General features: G+C 73.8%; 18 protein-coding genes and 1 pseudogene. 8 read left to right on the top strand and 11 right to left on the bottom strand.

What is annotated here, in order from left to right; all coding sequences use genetic code 11:
* Window positions 1–62 precede the first annotated feature (62 nt).
* The 6 genes from FLM69_RS07250 to FLM69_RS07225 form a co-directional block, all read right to left on the bottom strand.
* Window positions 63–338 carry a metal-sensitive transcriptional regulator gene (locus tag FLM69_RS07250; RefSeq protein ID WP_044659303.1) on the bottom strand — a complete coding sequence of 92 codons (276 nt, stop codon included), beginning with the start codon at window positions 336–338 and terminating at the stop codon, window positions 63–65.
* 72 nt (window positions 339–410) lie between these two features.
* The gene (locus FLM69_RS07245; RefSeq protein WP_080696032.1) at window positions 411–1,193 is read right to left on the bottom strand and encodes a sulfite exporter TauE/SafE family protein; all 783 of its coding nucleotides are present in this window, start codon (window positions 1,191–1,193) and stop codon (window positions 411–413) included.
* 6 nt (window positions 1,194–1,199) lie between these two features.
* Window positions 1,200–1,793 (bottom strand): rhodanese-like domain-containing protein, encoded by a 594-nt coding sequence (locus tag FLM69_RS07240; protein WP_052007121.1) that lies wholly within the window; start codon window positions 1,791–1,793, stop codon window positions 1,200–1,202.
* A 34-nt stretch (window positions 1,794–1,827) separates the two neighbouring features.
* A complete protein-coding gene (locus FLM69_RS07235; RefSeq protein ID WP_036384546.1) occupies window positions 1,828–3,231 on the bottom strand; it encodes an MBL fold metallo-hydrolase in 1,404 nt (467 codons plus the stop codon).
* 301 nt (window positions 3,232–3,532) lie between these two features.
* Window positions 3,533–4,801, bottom strand: coding sequence for a phosphatidylserine/phosphatidylglycerophosphate/cardiolipin synthase family protein (locus tag FLM69_RS07230; RefSeq protein ID WP_036316196.1), 1,269 nt, complete (start codon window positions 4,799–4,801; stop codon window positions 3,533–3,535).
* 24 nt (window positions 4,802–4,825) lie between these two features.
* A complete protein-coding gene (locus FLM69_RS07225; protein ID WP_141843675.1) occupies window positions 4,826–5,800 on the bottom strand; it encodes an acyl-CoA thioesterase in 975 nt (324 codons plus the stop codon).
* 120 nt (window positions 5,801–5,920) lie between these two features.
* On the opposite strand from FLM69_RS07225, the gene FLM69_RS07220 reads away from it, so the two are divergent.
* Both FLM69_RS07220 and rlmC read left to right on the top strand, forming a co-directional pair.
* Window positions 5,921–6,529 (top strand): HEAT repeat domain-containing protein, encoded by a 609-nt coding sequence (locus tag FLM69_RS07220; RefSeq protein WP_141843673.1) that lies wholly within the window; start codon window positions 5,921–5,923, stop codon window positions 6,527–6,529.
* Window positions 6,530–6,539: 10 nt separating this feature from the next.
* Window positions 6,540–7,751, top strand: a complete 1,212-nt coding sequence (gene rlmC / locus FLM69_RS07215; RefSeq protein WP_141843671.1) for a 23S rRNA (uracil(747)-C(5))-methyltransferase RlmC — start codon at window positions 6,540–6,542, stop codon at window positions 7,749–7,751.
* A gap of 16 nt (window positions 7,752–7,767) precedes the next feature.
* On the opposite strand, the gene FLM69_RS07210 is transcribed toward rlmC, so the two are convergent.
* A complete protein-coding gene (locus FLM69_RS07210; protein WP_255502756.1) occupies window positions 7,768–8,361 on the bottom strand; it encodes a hypothetical protein in 594 nt (197 codons plus the stop codon).
* Between the two features lie 283 nt (window positions 8,362–8,644).
* Between FLM69_RS07210 and FLM69_RS07205 the strand changes: the two genes are divergently transcribed.
* Window positions 8,645–12,022, top strand: coding sequence for a beta-phosphoglucomutase family hydrolase (locus FLM69_RS07205; RefSeq protein ID WP_141843667.1), 3,378 nt, complete (start codon window positions 8,645–8,647; stop codon window positions 12,020–12,022).
* Window positions 12,023–12,150: 128 nt separating this feature from the next.
* On the opposite strand, the gene FLM69_RS07200 is transcribed toward FLM69_RS07205, so the two are convergent.
* The 3 genes from FLM69_RS07200 to FLM69_RS07190 all read right to left on the bottom strand — a co-directional run bounded on the left by FLM69_RS07200 (window position 12,151) and on the right by FLM69_RS07190 (window position 15,934).
* Window positions 12,151–13,500, bottom strand: coding sequence for a sensor histidine kinase (locus tag FLM69_RS07200; RefSeq protein WP_052007003.1), 1,350 nt, complete (start codon window positions 13,498–13,500; stop codon window positions 12,151–12,153).
* Window positions 13,497–14,162, bottom strand: coding sequence for a response regulator transcription factor (locus FLM69_RS07195; RefSeq protein ID WP_036382382.1), 666 nt, complete (start codon window positions 14,160–14,162; stop codon window positions 13,497–13,499). Before FLM69_RS07195 ends, FLM69_RS07200 begins: the two co-directional genes overlap by 4 nt.
* Window positions 14,163–14,479: 317 nt before the next feature.
* Window positions 14,480–15,934 carry an L-lactate permease gene (locus FLM69_RS07190; protein WP_141843665.1) on the bottom strand — a complete coding sequence of 485 codons (1,455 nt, stop codon included), beginning with the start codon at window positions 15,932–15,934 and terminating at the stop codon, window positions 14,480–14,482.
* A gap of 80 nt (window positions 15,935–16,014) precedes the next feature.
* Here FLM69_RS07190 and FLM69_RS07185 point away from each other — a divergent pair, with 80 nt between their 5' ends.
* The 4 genes from FLM69_RS07185 to FLM69_RS07170 all read left to right on the top strand — a co-directional run bounded on the left by FLM69_RS07185 (window position 16,015) and on the right by FLM69_RS07170 (window position 19,928).
* Window positions 16,015–17,166: a nitronate monooxygenase family protein gene (locus FLM69_RS07185; RefSeq protein ID WP_141843663.1), complete on the top strand. Its 1,152-nt coding sequence runs from the start codon at window positions 16,015–16,017 to the stop codon at window positions 17,164–17,166.
* Between the two features lie 65 nt (window positions 17,167–17,231).
* On the top strand, window positions 17,232–18,569 hold the full coding sequence (locus FLM69_RS07180; protein ID WP_036382376.1) for a sensor histidine kinase: 1,338 nt from the start codon (window positions 17,232–17,234) through the stop codon (window positions 18,567–18,569).
* Between the two features lie 38 nt (window positions 18,570–18,607).
* Window positions 18,608–19,300, top strand: coding sequence for a response regulator transcription factor (locus FLM69_RS07175; protein ID WP_141843661.1), 693 nt, complete (start codon window positions 18,608–18,610; stop codon window positions 19,298–19,300).
* Window positions 19,301–19,661: 361 nt separating this feature from the next.
* Window positions 19,662–19,928, top strand: coding sequence for a hypothetical protein (locus tag FLM69_RS07170; protein ID WP_020625619.1), 267 nt, complete (start codon window positions 19,662–19,664; stop codon window positions 19,926–19,928).
* 13 nt (window positions 19,929–19,941) lie between these two features.
* Here the strand turns inward: FLM69_RS07170 and FLM69_RS07165 are convergent, their stop codons facing one another.
* Window positions 19,942–20,517 (bottom strand): TetR/AcrR family transcriptional regulator, encoded by a 576-nt coding sequence (locus tag FLM69_RS07165; protein ID WP_041105146.1) that lies wholly within the window; start codon window positions 20,515–20,517, stop codon window positions 19,942–19,944.
* 165 nt (window positions 20,518–20,682) lie between these two features.
* On the opposite strand from FLM69_RS07165, the pseudogene FLM69_RS07160 reads away from it, so the two are divergent.
* Window positions 20,683–21,162 (top strand): annotated as a pseudogene (locus FLM69_RS07160) (ABC transporter ATP-binding protein); the annotation flags it as partial.
* Window positions 21,163–21,398: the final 236 nt, after the last annotated feature.

Genomic DNA, 21,398 nt, shown 5'->3' with positions numbered 1-21,398 from the left:
GGGTCAGCGCGCCGGACGGCACATGAGGGATCCTTTCGGCGAGGGGGCTTCGGGGTGGCCGGTCAGGCCAGGGTCATGAAGAGCTTCTCGAGCTCGGCGACGGTGAGCTTCTCCTCGTCCTCCGCCTTCTCGGGGTCGGCGAGGCAATACTGCATGGCGGATGAGACGACCGCGAAGCCGGCGCGATCCAGCGCGGTGGAGACGGCGGAGAGCTGCGTGACCACGTCCTTGCAGCGACCCTCGCCCTCGACCTCGCGGATGACGGCGTCCAGCTGGCCGCGGGCCCGCTTGAGGCGGTTGAGGATCTTGCGCTGGGTCTCGGCGTCGGCGGTGCGCACGGCGACCTCCTTTGTCACGGTGGCGGGGAGGGGAATCATATCCCCAGGGGTATCCGGCGACGTCGCCGGATGTCACACGAGGAGACCGATGAGCTCCCGGACGAGGATCACCAGGCCCATGGCCAGCACGAACCAGCCGAAGCCCTTCTTCAGCGCCTTCTCCGGGACCCGCTTCATGAGCGGAACGCCGATCAGCGCACCGACCACGGCCACACCGGTGACCCACAGCAGCAGGTCCCACGGCAGCGTCACGCTGGTCAGGTAGCCGCCGAGGCCCGCGAAGGACTTCATGGCGATCACCAGCAGGGACGTGCCCACCGCAGCGGACATCGGCAGGCCGCCGAGCAGGACCAGCGCAGGGACCACGAGGAACCCGCCGCCGGCGCCGACGATGCCCGTGACGAAGCCGACGACGACGCCCTCCAGCAGGATCTTCCCGAGCGGGTGGCGGCGGGGCTCGACGTCAGCCGAGGCCTCCACTGAGGGGGCGGCCGCCGGCTGCGTCTTCTTGGGCCGGATCATGGCCCACGCCGTGAAGAGCATCATCACCGCGAAGGCGATCAGCAGCAGGGTCCCCGGCAGGAAGCCGCCGACGACGCCGCCCAGGAGGGCACCCACCATCGAGGCCGCGCCGAAGATCAGGCCGGTGCGCCACCGGACGGTGCCGTGCCGCGAGTGCAGCAGCACTGAGACCAGCGAGGTCACACCCACCACGAACAGGGAGCCCGCGATGGCCTGCTTCGGCTCGAGGCCGGCCACGTACGTCAGCAGGGGCACCATCAGGATCGACCCGCCGCCACCCATGAGGCCGAGCAGCAGGCCGACCACGAGGGCCAGGGCGAGGACGATCCACATCACGGGTCAGCTCCGCTTCCCCGCGCCGGTGGGGATGCGGCCGATCACGTCGCCCGCGGAGCGCTCCTGCGCGGGGCGGTTCCACGGCATCTTGGCCAGCACGGACGCCATGGCGCACGTGTTGGACACGGCGGAGAAGGACAGGCCCGCGCCGATCGCGGCGGGGATGAGGCCGAACCGCTTCGAGCCGACCTGGGAGGCCACGGCCCCGACCAGCGCGATGGACCCGGCGGTCATGCGGACCTGACGGTCCATGGACCAGCGGTTGCCGCTGCGGACGACCTCGCCGCCGGCCTCGGCGTAGGCGGAGATGCCGCCCTGCAGGACGCGCGCGGAGGTGAAGCCGGCCTGGGCCAGACGGTCCTGGGCGGTGCCGGCCCGGCTGCCGGACTGGCAGACGAGCACCGCGGTGCCGTCCAGGCGGGCGGCGACCTCGTCCGCGTGCTCCTGGAGCAGGTCCAGCGGCACGTTGTAGGAGCCGGCGATGTGCTCGGTCTCGAACTCGCCGGGGGTGCGCACGTCCAGCACGACGGCGTCGGGGCGGGCGGCCAGCTCGGCCTTCAGGTCGCGCGGGGCGACGGGGGACAGGGTGACGCTCATGGGAGGGGCTCCTCGGGGTTGGTCTGGGGGTGTGTCAGGACTGCTGCCAGGCGGCGTAGCTGCCCTCGAGCTCGATCACGTCGAACCCGGCGCGGCGCAGCGCCTGGGCGGCCACGATGTTGCGCAGGCCGGACTGGCAGAAGGTCACCAGGGTCTTGTCCTTCGGCAGCTCCTCCTGGTGGAAGAGCACCTTGCCGGCGTTCAGCTGCCGGGCGTCCGCCACGGTGCCGTGGGAGAACTCGGTCTTGTTGCGCACGTCCACCAGCACGGTGTCCTGCTCCGCGCCGACCTCGCCGGCCTCGATGCGGGACCGCAGCTCGTCGGCCTGCACGGTGGGCACCGGCTCCAACGTGAGGCCGTCCACGGAGGTGGTGAACGCGGCGGCGGCGTCGACGCCCACGCGGATCATGTGGTCGCGCATCGTGTGCGCGTCCTCGCGGTCCTCGGCGAGCAGGACGAGGGCGGCGTCGTCGCTCTCCGGGTCGTAGGCCCAGCCGGCGTGCGTGGCGACCTTGCCGCGGGACGGAAAGGCCAGCGCGCCCGGCACGGTGCCGGCGAGGATCTCGTCCACACCGCGGGTGTCCGCGAACACGGCGCCCTCGGCGAGCGTCGCCTGCACGCCCCCGGCGTCCAGCTCCTCGAGCTCGGGCAGCTCGCCCAGGATGGCTGGCCCCTGCTTGTTCTGGCGCTTCATGCGGGCGAAGTAGGCGTGGGCGTCGGGCTGGCCGTCGAGCAGCTCGTCGATGAAGCCCTGCTCGTCGTCGTTCTTCAGGTAGTCGGACCACCACGCGTACTTGCGCTCGTAGCCGACCGTGGTGGAGGGCAGCGCGCCGAGTGCCTTGCCGCAGGCGGAGCCGGCGCCGTGGGCCGGGAACACCTGCACGTGGTCCGGGAGGGTCAGGAACTTCGCCTTGAGGGAGGCGAAGAGCTGCTGGGCGCCCTCGAAGCGGGTGTCGACGCCGCCGGCGGCCTCGTCCAGCAGGTCCGGGCGGCCGAGGTCGCCGGAGAACACGAAGTCGCCGGTGAGCATGTAGCCCGGGGCGTCCGCGAAGGCGCCGTCGGTGACGAGGAAGGACAGGTGCTCGGGGGTGTGGCCCGGGGTGTGCACGGCCTCGACGGTGATGTTGCCGAGCGTCACCGTGTCGCCGTCCTTGAGGAGGTTGCCCTCGAAGCCGTAGGCCCAGTCCTCGCCGCCCTCGCCGGACAGGTGGATCTGGGCGCCGGTGGCGTGGGCCAGCTCGCGGGTGCCGGAGAGGTAGTCCGCGTGGATGTGGGTCTCGGTCACGTGGGTGATGGTCATGCCGTTCTTGGCGGCCAGGTCCAGGTACACCTGGATGTCGCGGCGGGGGTCCACCACCATCGCCTCGTTCTTCGCCTGGCAGCCGATCACGTAGCTGGCCTGGGCGAGGTCCTCGTCGTAGATGCGCTCGAGCAGCATGGTTCTCCTCCGGGTCGGGGGGTCTCGATGTCCATCCGATACCCCCTGGGGTATGTCGAGAACGAGCGTAGGGTATACCCCCAGGGGTATGCAAGAGAGAGGGTGAGCCCGGGCGGCGACGGGAAGGGACGGCACGGTCGGGAGACGTCGCCAGGGGGCGTGAGCCAGATGATTCCGCTGCGGATCGGGCGTCAGAACGGCAGAAACGTCTGGCTCACGCGGCGGGGGGCGTGAGCCAGATGATTCCGCTGCGGATCGGGCGTCAGAACTGCAGAAACGTCTGGCTCAGCGCCCGGGGTCCTCAGAGCAGGGGACGCAGTGGTACCAGCAGGGCCTCGACCACGCGGGCGAGGCCGTGACGGTCCTCCCAGCGCGGGGTGTCGATCCGGACGGCCCGCTGGGCGTCGAGAGCGAAGATCTCCTCCATCCGGGCGGCGAAGTCGCGGTCCACGACCACCACGTTGGACTCGTAGTTGAAGCCCAGGGAGAGGCGGTCGACGTTGGCCGAGCCCACGGTGGACCAGATGCCGTCCACGGTGGCGGTCTTCGCGTGGATCATGCTGGCCCTGTACAGCAGGATCGTGATGCCGGCCTCGAGCATCTTCCCGAAGAAGCCGCGCGAGGCCCAGTCCGCCACGATGTGGTTGGAGTCCTCCGGCACCATCACCTGCACGTCCACCCCGCGCCGGGCCGCGTGCAGCAGCGCCTCGAGGACCTGCTGGTCCGGGATGAAGTACGGCGTGTTGATGAGGATGCGGTGCTGCGCCCGCTGGATGGCGTCGAGGTAGCTCAGCCGGATCGGGTAGACCAGGAGCGGCGGCTGGTTCGCGGCCACGGTGACGCGCGGGTCCCACGTGTCCGGGGGGCGCCAGGACATCTGCTCGCCCGCGCGGTGGTGGGCGTTCCACTTGATGGAGATCGACTGGCCCAGCGCCCACACCGCCGGGCCGCGCTCACGCACGTGGGTGTCCCGCCACAGGCGGGCGTAGTCGTCGCCGATGTTGAAGCCGCCGGCGAAGCCGACCTCGTCGTCCACCACCATGATCTTCGAGTGGTTGAACCCGCTGTGCCGGACCACGCCTCGCCAGATCGGGCGGGCGAAGGCCGGCAGCCGGAACACGTGGATGCGCGGGTCCAGCTGACGGTAGAAGCGGGGCGGGACCACGAGGTTCCCGAACCCGTCATAGGAGACGTAGACCTCCACGCCGCGCGCGGCCGCCCGGTTGAAGGCGTCCATGAACCGCTGGCCCGTGGGGTCGCCCTTCCAGATGAAGGTCTCGAACTTGATGATCCGCTGCGCTCCGTCGATCGCGGCGATCATCTCCTTGTAGAGGTCCTCGCCCGAGGTGAAGATGCGCAGCTCGGAGCCCTCCACGTGGGCGTCGAACACGCCGGGGTTCGGCGCGGGTCGGCGCACTCGGCCCCCACGCTTGACCATGTCCACGCCGGTGAGCCCGGCGGCGACCGTCAGCGGCAGTCCCACGAGACCGACGCCCGCGGCCACGGCCGCTCCCCGGAGGAGACGACGGACCGGCAGGCGGGACAGGGACGGCAGGGACGGTCGACGCATTCGCTCAGTCTACTCAGGGCCCCGTCAGCGCGGATGGGTCGCGCGGCGCATCTCGGTCCAGGCCGCGCTCACCTCGGAGCGCATGCGCACGAGTTCGATCGCCGTCTCCTGCAGCCGCCGGGCGCTCTCGCTCTCAGGGACGTACTGCCGCACCCGCTGGGCCTGGTCCTCCGCGGAGACGTCCACCATGACGGCGATCGAGTGCGCCACCAGGCGGGACTCCGCCCCGGTGCGTCGGCTCGCGTAGACGCGCAGCGCCACATGCATGGACCGCTCCGTGGTGTTCACCAGGAGGGCCTCCACGCGCACGAGGTCGCCCACGTGGATGTTCCGCACGAAGCGCACGCCGCCGCCGAACACCGCGACCACGGATTCATGGCCGGTCCAGCGGGCGGCGCAGACGGCGGCCGCCTCGTCCACCCAGCGCAGGATCGCGCCCGCGTTGATGGTGCCGCCCACGGTGGCCTCCGCGTTGGGGGCCAGGAACGCGAGGGTGCTCATCTCCTCGGGGGCCTCCCCGGGCGCGGGGAACGGCAGTCGGGCCATGCCACGCTCGACGGCGCGGCGGGCCACGGTGGAGCGGCGGGCCTGTTCGTCGCGCTCGATCTGGCCGGGGGTCGAGGGCTCCCAGACCGGCACGGTCACCCGCACCCCGCCCTCCTCCGCGGCGTAGACCACGAGGGACGAGGTGGCGACCACGGGGTCGCCGTCGTCGTCGCGGATCTCCGGCAGCAGCAGACGGGTCTGGACGTGCACCTCGGCGCCGTCCGTGTGGACCACGCGCGCCTGCACCACGGCACGGCGGTCCACCGGCACGGGGTGCCGGAACTGGGTGTGCCCCATGTAGCGGGCACGCACGAACGTCCCGGCCCAGCTCGCCGCGACGGCGTAGCCGGCCTTCTCGATCCAGGAGATGACGGTGCCGGCGTCCACCAGGCCGGTGGGATGATCGAAGCTGTCCGCCCGGAATTCGAGGGCGAGGGCTCCGGGTGGTCTCATGCCGTCGAACGTATCACCCGAGTCCGGGCCCTGTGCGGCCGGTCACGCCCCGTCCAGGAGTCTGCGGGGAACCTCTCGGCCGCGCCCCAGGCGGGTCCGCGCACGGGGGAGAATGGACCCATGACCGCCTTCGACCGTCTCCCCCTGCCCGCGGAGCCCCAGACCCCGCACGACCGCCTGCGCCGCCGCACCGAGGCCGCCGTCGCCGAGCGCGGGGAGGCCGCCGTCGCCGGGCTGGCGGTGCGCCTGATGACCGGCGCGGCCACCCCCGATGACGTCACCTCAGGCGCCGCCCGCGCCCTGACCGGCGACGACGGCGACCTCAGCCCCGCCGCGGCCGGCGCCCTGGCTCTGATGCACGCGTGGCACCGCAGCGCGCTGCCCGCCCTGACCGGGGCGCTCACCGCCCCCGAGGCGGACGTCCGCTCGGCGGCCCACCTCGTGCTCGCCTCCCGGGCCGGTTCGCTGCGCCGCGACGCCGCCGTCGACCGCGCCCTCGTGGACGCGGTGCGGGCCGGCTGCGCCGACCCGGACCCGGGGGTCCGCGCGTCGGCCGCGTCCGCGCTGGGCGCCCTCGCCCGCCCCGAGGACCTCGAGTCCGCCCTGCCCGTGCTCACCGGCATGGTGATGGACGTGGACGCGGACCTGGCCGCGGTCGCCGAGCTGGCCCTCGAGCAGCTCGCGATCCGCCTGGACCGGCCCGGCCTGCGGGTCAGCCTCGAGGGCTGAGGCGACGCCCGTGCAGTGCCCCCACTTCGACGTCGGCGAGTGCCATTCCTGCCCGCTGATGGGCGTGCCGTACGCCCGGCAGCTCGCGGACAAGCAGGCCGCGGTCCTGGCCGCGCTGGCGGACGCCGTCGACGCGGACACGGTCGTAGCCGAGCCGTTCGCCTCCGCGGAGGCGGGGTTCCGGAACAAGGCGAAGCTCGTGGTCACGGGGTCGGCGGCGGCGCCGCGGCTGGGCATCCTGGACCCGCGGCAGCACCCCCGCCATCACGACGGCGCCGGCGTGGACCTGCGCGACTGCGGCCTGTACGAGGTCGGCATGGAGGGCGTGTTCGAGGCATGCGCGGCGGCGGTGACTGCGGCCGGGCTGGAGCCGTACGACGTGGCCGCCCGCACGGGTGAGCTGAAGAACGTGATCGTGACGCTCTCCCCCGACCGGGAGGCGATGGTCCGGTTCGTGCTGCGCTCCGCCGACCGGCTGGACGCGCTGCGCGCGGCGGTCCCGGGGCTGCTGGATGACCTCGCGGCGCGCGGGACACCCGCCGCCGTGGTGAGCGCGAACCTGCTGCCCGAGCACGTGGCCCTGCCCGAGGGCGACGAGGAGATCGTGCTCGCCGGCGGGCCGACCCTGCGGATGGAACTGAACGGGATCGGCCTGCGGCTGCGCCCGCAGGGGTTCTTCCAGACGAACACCGCGGTGACCGAGGGGCTGTACGCGACGGCGGCGGCGTGGGTCGCCGAGGGCGGTGTGCCGGCGTCGGCGTGGGACCTGTACTGCGGGGTGGGCGGGTTCGCGTTCCACCTGGCCCGGGCCGGCGTGCGGGACGTGTGGGGCATGGAGTCCTCCGCCGAGGCGGTGGCCGCGGCCCGGGAGACGGCCGCGGAGCTCGGCCTGGCCGACCGGGTGCGCTTCTCCGCCGGCGACGCCACCTCCGCGCTTTCGTTCGAGAAACGGCGGGCTCCGGAGGCGCTTTCGTTCGAGAAACGGCGGGCCCGCCCGGACGCCGTCGTCGTGAATCCGCCGCGGCGGGGCATCGGCGCCGAGCTGGCCGACGCGCTGGAGGACTCGGGCGTGTCCACCGTGCTGTACTCCAGTTGCAACCCGGCGACGCTCGCGCAGGACCTGGCCCGGATGCCGAGCTATCGGGTGGCGCGGGTGCAGGTGTTCGACATGTTCCCCCAGACCCGGCACGCGGAGGTGCTCACGCTGCTGACCCGGCGGTGACGGAAGCCGGGGCGCGTCACCGCGGGCTCCCCGCCCGGCGGTTCCGCTTCTTCAACTCGTCGAACACGTCGAACAGCGTGTTCATCGAGGGCGCCAGAGCCGCCTGCGTCCGCACGCAGGGCTGCGGGTTCGTGAGGCCACCGGCCTGGAGGGGCCGCCCCGAGTCCCACCGGTTGGCCTTCCGCAGACCCCCCTCATTCCACAGCTTCTTGCCGACGAACAGACACAGCTGGAAGGTGTGCTCCGCCTGCGCCCCGGCACCACCCACCTCCTGCACGTCGACCCAGTCCACCGACCAATCCCGCGTCCACACCCGCCGCTCATCGAACGTGACATGCCGAGGCCGGAACAGACCCATCGTCGCGGCGGGAAGCACCGCCAACGCCAGCGCCAACCCGATGAACGACGCCACACGCCACACCCCGAACCCGGCCGAGACATCCTCCGGCGGCCGGAAGATCACCCACACGAACACCGCGATGCACACCACGACGATCAGCCACAGGAACAGCCACCGCGCCGGACGCACCCGCGCCTGCACCGGCAGACTCGCCAGGATCTCCTCCCGCGTCGCCTTCTTCCGCAACCGCGTCGGCTTCGCATCTATCACTTGCTCCTCATCCAGTTCATGAGCCCTCCGCCCCCCGGCCATCTCCGCCGAGTGTGTCCTGCTCGTTCCCGGGCCACGCTTCCGGCGCGCGGGGGCACATGTCCGCCCCGTCGGCACGACCCTATTCCCGGAACCCACCGCGCCGCAGCGACATCACCGCAGCTGAGAACCGCTGTGATGTCGCTGCGGTGCGGTCGGCCGGAACGACGGCGCGCTCGCTGCGGTGAACATCGCCGCGGCACTCCCCGTGCGGCCCCACTTCCCCGCCCGTAGGCTGGTTCCCATGTCGCAGACGCTCACCCCCGCCGCTCCGCAGGACCTGAACGCCCGCCGCCACCGGCTCCGCCGCTACCGCGCCGTCATCTTCGACATGGACGGGGTCATCACGGACACCGCCGGCGTGCACGCGCAGGCGTGGAAGGAGCTCTTCGACGGGGCGCTGCCCGCCGTGGGCGCGCTGCCCGCCAACGCCGCCGTCGTCGCCGCGGACCCGGACGTGCTGCGTCCCTTCGACGCCGCCGCCGACTACCTGCACCACGTGGACGGGCGCCCCCGCGAGGACGGAGTCCGCACGTTCTTCGCCTCCCGCGGCCTGCAGGTCCCGGAGGCCGACGCCCCCGAGGCGGACGCGGCCCCGGAGCTGACGGTCCTCGCCCTCGCCGAGCGCAAGCAGGGCTACTTCGAGCAGGTCCTCGAGCGCGACGGCGTCCGCGTGTTCCCGGAGGCCCAGGACCTCCTCGAGCGGCTGCGGGCCAAGGGTGTGCCGGTCGCACTGGTCACCAGCTCCAAGAACTCCCGCGCCGTGCTCACGGCCGGCGGCGTGCTGGACTTCTTCCCCGTGATCGTGGACGGGAACACCGCCGTCGAGCGCGGGCTGCCGGGCAAGCCGGACCCGGCGATGTTCTGGGAGGCCGCCCGCGAGCTGGGCGTCGACGTCGCGGACGCGATGGTCCTCGAGGACGCCGTCTCCGGCGTGAAGGCCGCCTCGGACGGCCGCTTCGGCCTCGTGATCGGCGTGGACCGCGAGCCCGAGCTCGGCAAGGGCCGACTCAAGGCGGCCGGCGCCCACCTGGTGGTCCAGGACTACGGGACCCTGCATCTGGAGGACCGCACCACCACCCCGTTCGACCCCGCGTGGGTGCTGCGCTGGGACCGCTTCGACCCGGCCTCCGAGGGCACGCGCGAGGTGCTGTGCACCCTGGCCAACGGGTACTGGGGCACCCGCGGCGCTGTGCCCGGCACGCACATCTCCTCCGTCCACTACCCCGGCACCTACATGGCCGGGGTGTTCAACCGGCTGACCTCGATGGTCCAGGGCCGGGTCGTGGAGACCGAGCACATGGTCAACATCCAGGACTGGACCCCGCTCGTGGTGACCCCGCGCCACGGCCGCCCGCTGCTGCCGGGCGAGGAGAACCTCGTGGAGTACGGCCAGGAGATGGACCTGCGCCGCGGCGTGCTCTCCCGCACCATGACCTTCGAGGACGAGCAGGGCCGGCGCACCACGGTCCACACCCGGCAGTTCACCTCGCTGGCCAACCGGCACCTCGCCGCGATCGAGCTGACCGTGGTGGCGGAGAACTGGTCCGGGGACCTCACGGTGCGCTCGAAGATCGAGGGCCGCGTGGCCAACCTCAACGTCTCCGACGACCGCACCCTCGCCAACCAGCACCTCGAGCCGGTCCAGGCCCGGGAGATCGACGGCGAGACCGTCCTGCTCGAGACCGCCACCAACCAGTCCGGCATCCACGTGGCCATGGCCACCCGCACCCGCCAGGTGGCGCCGGTGGGCCACCACGAGCCCATCCGCCGCCCCGTGGACGGCTCGGACCTGGTGGTCGGCCAGGACATCCTCCTCCACGTGGACGAGGGCGTGCCGCTCGTGCTGGAGAAGATCGCCGCCGTCGCCACGAGCCACGACCACGCCAACGCCTCCGTGTGGGAGTCGGCGGTGAAGGACGTCCAGCGCGCCCAGAACTTCCGCAACCTGCTGACCCTGCACGAGCAGCGCTGGGGCACCAACTGGGACCGGTTCTCCGTGCGCATCGACCTGGCCGAGCCGTACCGGCATCAGCGCCGCTCCACGGCGGCGGAGGCCGGCGGCGAATACGCGCCGCCCGTCGTCGACGCCGGCCACTCGGCCCCGGTGGGGTCCGCGGTCCCGATGGGCAAGGACGGCGCGTCGCTGCGCCAGCAGCTCGCCCTGAACCTGCACACGTTCCACGTGCTCCAGACGGCCTACGGCCGCCGCCGGGACCTGGACGCCTCCGTGGGGGCACGCGGCCTGCACGGCGAGGGCTACCGCGGCCACATCTTCTGGGACGAGATCTACGTCTACCCGATGCTCACGCTGCGCCGCCCCGAGATCACCCGGGGCCTGCTGATGTACCGCTACCGGCGTCTCAACGAGGCCCGCGCCAACGCCCAGGCCGAGGGCTGGGCCGGTGCCATGTACCCGTGGCAGTCCGGGGCGGACGGCTCCGAGGAGACGCCCACCGAGCTGTGGAACCCGCGCTCGCGCATGTGGATGCCGGACAACTCCCACAACCAGCGGCACGTCTCCCTGGACATCGCCTACTCGGTGCTGCGGTACATCGAGATCACGAAGGACACGTCCTTCATCTCGGACTACGGCGCGGAGATGCTCGTGGAGATCTCCCGGTTCTTCATGTCCATGACCCTGCACAACGCCGTCACGGACCGCTACGAGATCCACGGCGTCATGGGCCCGGACGAGTTCCACGACGGCTATCCCGAGACCCCCGGCTCCGGCCTGCGCAACAACGCGTACACGAACGTGCTGACCTCGTGGGTGCTCGCGGAGACCGCCCGCCTGGTCCGCTGGCTGGACACGATCGACGACGGCCTGCCCGAGCTCATGGAGATCTCCGAGGAGGAGATCGAGCGCTGGGAGGAGGTCAGCACCCGCCTGACCGTGCCGTTCTTCGAGGAGGGCGAGGAGGCCGGCATCCTCGCCCAGTTCGAGGGCTACCAGGACCTGCTCGAGTTCGACTGGGAGGCCTACCGCGCCAAGTACGGGAACATCGGCCGCATGGACCTGATCCTGCAGGCCGAGGGCGACGCCACCAACCGGTACAAGCTCTCCAAGCAGGCCGACACCCTCATGCTCGGCTACCTGTTCTCCGCCGAGGAGCTGGACCGGATCCTGCGCCGCATGGGCTACGAGCTGCCGCAGGAGGCGTTCGAGCGGATGGTCACCTACTACGAGGCCCGCTCGACGCACGGCTCCACGCTCTCCCGGCTGGTGCACGCGTGGGTGGCGGCCCGCACGGACCCGGACCGCTCGTGGGACCTGTTCACGGAGGCCCTCGAGTCGGACCTCTCGGACACGCAGGGCGGCACCACCAAGGAGGGCATCCACCTGGGCCTGATGGCGGGCACCGTGGACACGGTGATCCGCTGCTACGCGGGCCTCGAGACGCGCGACGACGTCGTCCGGCTGCACCCCCGCATGCCCGCCCAGCTGCCCGGCGCCCGGTTCACCATCCGGTTCCGCCAGCAGCCCGTGGTCATCCAGATGACCCAGCGGGAGGTGACGGTGGCCGCGGGCGAGGGCATGTGGCACGACGTGCCGATGATCATCGCCGGCCGCGAGCACACCCTGTCCCCCGGCGAGAAGCTGACGGTCCCGCTGGGCTGAGGGCCGCCGTCGTCGGCCACCCCACCCCGTCCCTTTGGGGGCGAAAGTGGGCGGTATCCCGCGCGGATACCGCCCACTTTCGCCCCCGGACGCGGGAGGACGCGGGAGGACGCGGCTGCCGCCCCGGCTCAGCGCAGCGGCAGCTCGGCGCGGACCACCCAGCAGCCGCCCAGCGGGCCGGCCGTGAGGGTGCCGCCGAACACGGCCACGCGCTCGCGCATGCCGGCCAGGCCGAAGCCGCTGGCCATCGCGACCACCACGCGGTCGCGGCGGGGCTCGCCCTCGTCCATGGGGCTGGCGATGCACAGCACGAGGCGGTCCGCGCCCTCGAGCTGCGAGGTCAGGCGCACCGTGCCGCGGCGCGGGGCGTGCTTGAGGATGTTCGTCACCGACTCCTGCACCACACGCAGCACGGTCAGCTCCAGGGAGCGCGGCAGCTCGTCCAGCTCGGTCAGCGAGCGCTCGACCGCGAACCCGGCCGCGTGCAGCTGGGCCTCGAACTCGTCGAGGCGGGCCGGCAGGTCCACGACGGCGTCCCCCTCCGCCGTCTGCGCGTTGCGGGAGGAGCCGCGCAGCGCGGTGAGCATGCGGCGCAGGTCCACGAGGGACTGCCGGGCGGCCTGCTCGATGGCCTTCTCCGCGGCGGCCCGCTTCTCCGGGTCCTTCTGGGTGGGCAGCATGGCGGCCTGCATCGAGATCACGGTGAGCCCGTGCGCGACGACGTCGTGCAGCTCCGCCGCGATCCGCTGCCGCTCCGCCTCCGCGGCGCAGGCGGCGGCCTCCTCGGCCCGGCGCAGGGCCGCCTCGCGGTCCCGGGCCCGATGCCGGGATCGGCGGATCATGAAGGCCGGCACCGCCACGCACAGCGCGACGATGAGCGTGATGACCATGACGCCCTTGAGGCTGTCCTCGTCCGCCCACGTGCCGTCGGTGAGGACCTCGCCCGCGACGGTGAGCAGGATGAGGGCGCCCAGGGCGAACCAGACGAACACCCGGTGCGAGTACCGCGTCACCATGGCCGCGCCCAGGACGACCCCGCCACTGAACGCCTGCGGGGTGAGGTGCGCGTGGTCCGCCTCCACGAGGCCCACCAGACCGAACGTGCTCCCGAGCAGCACGAACACCGCCGCGAGGGTGGGCTGCCACCCGAACAGCAGCGTGACCAGCACGCTCGCCAGGAACAGGACCCAGCGCAGGAGCGGCTCCCGCCCCTCACCCGTCAGCCCGCCGTCCTCCTCGAGGATGCCCGCGAGTTCGGGGTCAGCGCTCAGCCCGGCGGCCACCGTGGGCCCCAGCACCAGGGTGAGGATCTCCCCCAGCACCATGAGCCCGACGATCACGTAGAGGACGATCCGCATGTGCCGGGAGACGGGTTCCGTGCGCAGGATCGCGGGCAGGCGGGAGTCCAGGGGAGACTCGGCGGGCGGGCGCGACGTCGCCGTCGTCGTCCGAGCCGGGGCGGGCGCCGCGATGCTCATCCGATGTCCACGAGGCCCGCGCGGGCGGCGCGGATGAGGATCTGCACGCGGTCACGGACCTGCCACTTGTCCAGGACCTTGCCGATGTGGGACTTCACCGTGGCCTCCGCGAGGAACAGGGCGCCGGCGATCTCCGCGTTGGAGGCGCCCTTGGCGAGCTCGCGGACCACGTCCAGCTCGCGCTCGGTGAGGCGCTCGTGCGGGGCGAGGGGCTCGGCCGGGCAGGGGTCGGCGTGCTCGGGGGCCGCGGTGACGGCCTCCACCAGGTCCGCGGCCACGCGGGCGGAGAACACGGCGTCCCCGGCGTGGACGCGGCGGATGGCGTCCACGACCTCGGCCGGCGGTGCGTCCTTCACGAGGTAGCCTGCGGCGCCGGCGCGCAGGGCGGGCACGAGGTACTGCTCGGAGGAGAAGGTGGTGATCGCCAGGACGCGCACGCCCGGGGCCTCGGCGGAGATGCGCGCGGTGGCCTCGACGCCGTCCATGCGGGGCATCTGCATGTCCATCAGCACGACGTCGGGGGCCAGCGTGCGGGCCGCCTCGAGGGCCTGGACCCCGTCCTCGGCGGAGCCGACCACCTCGAGGTCCTCGGCCTGGGCCACGAAGTGCTCGAGGGCGGTGCGCATCAACGCCTGGTCGTCGGCCACGACTACTCGGATCATGGCGTCCAGCCTAGGCGGCGCACAGGCCGCCGCGCGTCCGCCGAAGGTCGACGTCGGCCCCCGCCTCGGGGCGGATCCGGCTGGCCACCCCGCCCGGCCGGCCACCGCAGTCCCGGCGCCTCCGTGGGCAGACCCCGCAACCCCATCGCCTTCGTGGGCAGAACCCACAACCCCATCGCCTCCGTGGGCAGAACCCACAACCCCGTCGCCTCCGTGGGCAGAAGAGAGGGCACTTCTGCCCACGGAACGCTCTGGCCTGCCGCTTCCGCCCACGGAACCGGGCCGCCCCACCCGGGCCCCGCTCCACCCCCCGCGCGTCACCGCGGCAGCAGGAACCAGCCCATCACGGCCATGCCGAGGATCCCGGCGAGCATGGCCGGCAGCAGCACCACGAACAGGTTCCGCCGCGTCACGGCCCAGCCGGGCATGTGCGGCGACTGCGCCCCCGCGGCCATGCCGTGGGCCACCTGGATGCGGGCGGGCCCGGCGACGATGCCCCAGCCGGCGGCCGCGTTGTGCAGGCCGTTGGACCAGGGCGGGGGGACGCCCAGGGCGGCGCCCGTGTCCATCTGCAGGGGGCCGATCAGGGCCATGGCCCCGGTGTTCGAGGCCGTGATGAAGCCGGCGAACGCGCCGAGGAACGGCATCGCCACCAGGTAGGACTCCCCCATCCCGCTGAGCGCGCCCGCGAGCGCCTGCGAGACCCCGCCGGCGGAGAGGATGAGCCCGAACGCCACGTAGAGCGCGTTGGGGATGGCGGTGCCCACCCACAGCTTCCCGGCCTCGCGGGGGACGCGGCGGCGGGCGGCGGCGTCGAGGTGGAGCAGCTGCACGCCCACGCCCACCGCCACGAACGCCCACAGCGCCGGCGTCCCCACGAGGGCCGCCGCCCCCTCGAGTCCGAACGCGCCCTTCACGGTGGTGCCCAGCACGGTGCCGGCCATGAGCGTCAGGTACGGCACCACGTCCCGCCCCGGCCCGGGCAGCAGCCGGCCGCCGCGGATCACGAGGAGCCAGGCCACGGTGAGCACGAACGTGGCGACGGCGCCCGCCGGCGCGGTGCCGACCACGAGGTTCGCCCCCAGGATCAGCGCCCACTGGGCGACCCCGGAGAGCACGGCGATGCCGAGCCAGGGCAGCGTGCGGGCCGGGCCGACGTCGACCCGCATGCCGCGCGCCCCGCGCAGGAGCAGCACCGTGGTCACGCCCGCCACCAGGCAGGCCGGCAGGTTGAACACCGCCGCGGTGACCCCGATCTCCCGGAAGTCCAGGCCGAACAGGCGGGCGCCCATGAGCGTGCCCGGCGCCATGGACCCCCACGGCCCGATCGTGAGCGCGAGGATGGAGATCAGCGCGGACCGGAACGCCGTGTAGCCCAGACCCAGCAGCAGCGGCACGCCCACGATCAGGGAGACGCCGAACCCGGTCACGGTCTCGAGGAACGGGATGACGCCGTGCACCATGAGCAGCGCGGTCGCGATCGTCGGGCCGTTGCCCGCCGAGAGCCACGCGGCCAGGCGCGCGTGCCCGCCCGAGTACTCCATGACGCGGGACAGGGTGATGCCGCCGGCGATGATCGCCAGGATCTCGAGCAGCGTGGGCACGCCGGCGCCGATCGCGCCGCCCAGGTCGCCCGGGGCCACGCCGAAGGCCGTGAGGGCCAGCAGCACGGCCACGGCCGTCCCGGCCGCCGGGGCCACCCACGCGGGCAGCCGGGTGAGCAGCAGCACGAGGGTGAGCAGGATGGGCGAGAGCGCGAGCAGCACCTCCACGACGCACCTCCCTCTCCTCGTGTACCCCGCCCCACTGTAGGCGCGGGGCGGGTCCGGGCCCTCCCCCTACGCTGGGGGTCATGACGCAGCCATCCCACGACGACGTCACCCGCGCCCGCCTGATCCCGCCCGTGCCCGTGGCGGTGGCCCCGATGGCCGGCGGCCCCTCGACCCCGGAGCTGGTGGCCGCCGTCGTGGGCGCCGGCGGCGGCGGGTTCCTCGCCGGCGGCATGCGGACGGCCGTGCAGATGCGCGCGCAGGTGGACGCGCTGCGCGCGCTGCTGGGCGCGGAGGGGCCGGACCGCTGGGGCGTGAACCTGTTCGTCCCGGACGCGGTGAACACGGCGATCCCCGCCGCCGCACGCACCGCGGCCGCACGGTCGGCGCGGACGGCGGCCGTCGCCGCGTACCGGGCGGGCCTGACGGCCGACGGCGCCGCCGGCCTGCCCACCGCCGCGGACGTCGTCCCGGACCCGGACGCCGAACGGGCCGACTTCGACGCCCTGCTCACCGCCGCCGAGGAGCAGGCGTGGCCGCTGGTCTCCTTCACGTTCGGCCTGCCGGCCGCCGACGTGTTCGCCCGGCTGGCCGCCGCGGGTATCCCGGCCGGAGCCACCGTGACGGACGCGACCGAGGCGCGGGCCGCCCTCGACCACGGGGCCGCGTTCCTCGTGGTGCAGGGCCACCGCGCCGGCGGGCACCGGGGCACGTCGGACCCGGCCGCGGAGCCGACCCGCGCCGAGATGCCGACGGTGCTGGCGGCGGTGCGCGACGTCGTCGGGACGGGGGCCGCGAGCGCCATGCCCGTGGTGGCCGCGGGCGGCGTGGGCACCGCCGAGGACGTGCGCGCCCTGCTCACCGCCGGCGCGGACGCCGTCGCGGCCGGCACCGCGTTCCTCCTCACCCCGGAGGCGGGCACCTCGGCGGCGCACCGGGCCGCCGTCGCGGCGTGTGCGGCCGGGACACGCTTCTCCGCCGACGACGGCCGGGCCCGCACCGCCCTGACCCGCGCCTACACGGGGCGGTGGGCGCGGTCGCTGGCCACCGCGTTCATGGCGGAGCACCCGGACGCCCCCGCCGCGTACCCCGAGGTCAACGTCCTGACGAAGGGGCTGCGCGCCGCCGCCGCGGCCGTCGGCGACCTCGAACGCGTCCACCTGTGGGCCGGCACCGAGGCGCACCGGGTCCGTGAGGCGCCGGCCGCCGACGTCCTCGCCTCCCTCGCGCCCTGAGGACCGTCCCGGATCATCCCGCGGACTGACGCCGGCCCCTCGGCCTGCGGCCTAGGCTGGCCCGCGTGAACCCCCTGCGCCGCCTCGACCAGTGGACGCGCCTGCACCCCGTGCGCACCGACGTGATGGCCGCCGCGGCACTGTTCACCGTGCTCGTGGCGCTGCCGTGGATCGCGCTCGGGCCGATGGTCGCCCCGGACCCCCAGGGCCGGCAGACGGCCGTCTCCCTCCTGGCCGGGGCCGGCATGGTCCTGCCGTGGGCCGTGCGTCGGGTGCGCCCGGTGGCCTCGGCCGCCGTCGTGACGGCCGCGGCCGTCCTGCACCTGCTCGCCGGGCCCGAGTTCAGCCTGTCCCTGCTGATGGTGCCGCTCACCGTCTACAACCTCGCTGCAAACGCGCCCCGGAGCGTCTCCGTGGCCGGGCTCCTCCTGGGGCTGGTCGGCGGCGTGGCCAACGGGGTGAAGGTGTGGCTGTTCCCGGCGCAGTTCGTCACCCCCGACGGCCTCACCGTCCGCTCCCCCGCGGAGCCGCTGGCCATGGTCATCATGGCGATCGGCTGCGGGCTCGTGGTGCTCACCGCGTGGGCGTTCGGCGACGTCGTGCGCAACCGCCGCCTCGCCGTGCGCGCCCTCGAGGACCGCGCCCACCGTCTCGAGGTGCAGTCCCGGCAGGAGCGCGAGCTCGCCGCCGCCGACGAGCGCAGCCACATCGCCCGCGAGATGCACGACATCGTCGCCCACTCCCTGCAGGTGATCATCTCCCAGGCCGACGGCGCCCGGTACGCCGCCGCCGCCAAGCCCGCGCTCGCGGTCACCGCGCTCGAGACCATCGGCCAGACCGGCCGCTCCGCGCTCGCGGACATGCGCCAGCTGCTCGGCGTGCTCCGCGAGACCGGCGAGACCGTGGCCGGGGTGCCCGGCGTGACGGACGACGACGCCCGGCGGCCCGCCGCCGACGCCTCCCCCGACGGCCGCGGCGCCCGCCTGCCCCCGGGCCGCCGACCCCAGCCGCGGCTCGCGGACCTGCCCGCGCTCGTGGAGACGATGCGGCTGTCCGGACTCGAGGTGTCCCTGCTGGAGACCGGCACGCCCCGCCGTGCGCTGCCGGCGGGCGGCGAGCTGGCCGCGTACCGGATCGTGCAGGAGGCGCTGACCAACACGCTGCGCCACGGCGGGCCGGACGCGGACGCGTTCGTCACGCTCGCCTGGACGGCGCGCGGCCTGGACCTGCAGATCGACGACGACGGCCGCGGCGCCGCCGCCGACCCCGCCACCCGGGGCAGCGGCCAGGGTCTGCGGGGGGCCGCCGAGCGGACGGCCCTGTTCGGCGGGACGCTCGAGACGGGGCCGCGCGTCGGGACCGGGTACCGCGTGTCCGCCCACCTGCCGTACTCGGCGGTGTGAGGGGTGGCCGCCCCCGCCCGACTTGAGAGGATGACCCCATGAGCTCCGAGGAGACCGCCCCCGTCCGCGTGGCCCTGGTGGACGACCAGGCACTGATCCGCTCCGGGCTGGCCATGCTCGTGGACTCGCAGCCGGACCTGACGGTCGTGGCGGAGGCGGGCAGCGGGCGCGAGGCGGTGGCGTCGGTGTCCGTGGCGGGCGCCGACGTCGTGCTGATGGACGTGCGCATGCCGGAGATGGACGGCATCGAGGCCACCCGCGCGCTGCTGCGCCGGCCGGACGCCCCGCGCGTCGTGGTGCTGACCACCTTCGACCTGGACGAATACGCGTTCGACGCGATCGAGGCGGGCGCCAGCGGCTTCCTGCTCAAGGACGCCCCGCCCGAGGAGCTGCTCGCCGCGATCCGCACGGTGCACCGGGGCGACGCCGTGATCGCCCCGTCCACGACGCGCCGGCTCATGGCGCACATGGCCCCGCGCCTGCGCTCGGACCAGGTCCGCAGCGCGGAGTGCGAGGAGCAGCAGGCGGCCGTGGCGTCGCTGACCCCGCGCGAGCGCGAGGTGCTGGTGCTCATGGCGCAGGGCGCCGCGAATCTGGAGATCGCCGCCGAGCTCGTGCTCTCCGAGGCCACAGTGAAGACGCACGTGGGCCGGGTGCTGGCCAAGCTCGGCGCCCGCGACCGCGTGCAGGCCGTGCTCATCGCCCACCGCGCGGGTCTCGTGCAGTTCTGACCCGCCGTTCCGGCACGCCCCCGCTTCAGCCCCTGCTCCAGCCCCCGCCCCACCCCTCGTCGAGGCCCGCAGACACGCCGCTACGCCGTCGTCGTAGCGGCGTGTCTGCGGGCCTCGACGGCCGGCCTCGACGGCCGGCCGGGGCGGCGGAGCCCTTCCCTGAGCCTCTCCCCAGGCACCTGACAGTGCAATCACAGGTCATACCTGGGTATGAGTCGGACGCCCCGAGGTTCATCCTCATGGCCCTGCCGGTGCGCCCACCCCCTCCGCGATGCTGGACGCAGGCCCCGCAGCGGGTCCGCCGCCGGGGTGCACGCGCCGATGGCCGCCCCGGCCCGACGCGCACTGGAGGAGAGGCACCATGACCGGCAGCATCCTGGACCACCCCACCCCGACGACGTCCCGCGCCTCCGACCCAGCCGCCGAGCAGGCGCAGCGGGACAGTGAATGCGTGGCCTTCTTCGTGGCGCTGGTGACGGCCGCCGTCGTGATGCTGGGCCTGAGCCTGTTCACGGGGGTCGAGGGGCTGCTCCGCCTGGCGCTCACCGCGGGCGCCGGCCTGCTCGCCGGCGCCGTCGCGTGGGCCACCGCCCGCCCCGTCCTGGAGGACGACGCCCCGGGCGACTGACCCGGCCGCGCCCTCAGGGCCGCAGGCCGCGCAGGTACGTGTCCAGCAGCCAGCCCCGCTGGTCCGGGCCGTGGCCCAGCAGCGCGCACTCCGGCGACCGGGTGACCATGAGCAGGCCGAACAGGTAGTCCGCCCCGGTCACGTCCGGGCCCACGAGCCCGGCCCGCCGCGCCTCGGCCACCACCTGGTCCGCGAGCTCGAGGATCACACGCTCGGCCTCGGCGATGAGGGCCTCGGGCGGCCGGTCGGCGGGGTCGAAGTCGTCCCGGGCCGCCGCGAGCGAGGCCAGGTTCACGGCCCCCAGGTCCTCCGCGAGCCTCCGCCACCGCGCCTCGGTCCCACCGCCGTGCCCGTCCCCGCCCACCCCGTCGAGGAAGGCCTGCAGGATCCCCCCGGTGCGGGCCACGACGTCCTCGAGCACGGCGTCCAGCAGATCCCGACGCGTGGGGAAGTGCCGGTACAGCGTCCCCACGCCGATCCCGGCCTCCTGCGCCACCCCGCGCAGGGACATCGCCGCCCCCTGGGTGGCGATGAGACGGCCGGCGGCCGCCAGCAGGTCCTGGCGGTTGGCGCGGGCGTCGGCTCTCATGTCCCCATCATCCCACTCCACCCCGCACCGCCCGGCGGCGGGGACCTGACGCCCTCGGGTCCACGCCTCGCCGGCCCGCCTCATCCCCGGGCATGACCCGCCGCCCGCGGAGGTGGTCCCCTCCTCCGATCCGCCCCGCCGGGTCCGCGCGGGAGAGTGGCCGCCATGGACACCTCTTCCCCCGCACACCCCTTCTCCCCCACGACCCCCGGCCCCGTCGCGCCGGGGCCGGGCACGCCGTCGTCGTCCGCCACCACGACGACGGCGCCCGCCGTCTGCGCCCGCGGCCTCACCCGCGCCTACGGGCGCGGTGACGCGCAGGTGCACGCCCTGCGCGGGGTGGACGTGGACTTCGCCTCGGGCGCGTTCACCGCGATCATGGGGCCCTCGGGGTCGGGCAAGTCGACGCTCCTGCACTGCCTGGCCGGGCTGGACGCGCGGACCTCGGGCTCCGTGAGGATCGGCGGCACGGAGATCACAGGACTGGACGACACCGCCCTGACCCGCCTGCGCCACCGCCCGCACGAGCTCTCGGGCGGTCAGCAGCAGCGCGTCGCCGTCGCCCGCGCCCTGCTCACCCGACCGGGCGTCGTGTTCGGGGACGAGCCCACCGGCAACCTGGACACCGCCACCTCCACCGAGGTGTGAGCAGGCGGGGCGCGGTGCGTGCGAGCCGCGCCCCACAGCTCGGCGCCGGTCCGCGGCCCCGGCGACGCGCCCGAGACCTCGTGACGGGGTCCCGGGCGCGCCCTACGCTGAGCCGCATGAGCGAGACCCTGTCTCCTATACACATCCCCCGACCCACGAGACAGAGCTACATCTCGTATTCCGCCTTTTGCTTAAAAAAAAAAAAAGAAAAAACAAGTATACTACCAAAACTA

It is taken from the genome of Micrococcus sp. R8502A1, assembly GCF_006704135.1.
GTDB lineage: Bacteria > Actinomycetota > Actinomycetes > Actinomycetales > Micrococcaceae > Micrococcus > Micrococcus luteus.
This window is presented reverse-complemented; position numbering and strand designations above follow the sequence as displayed.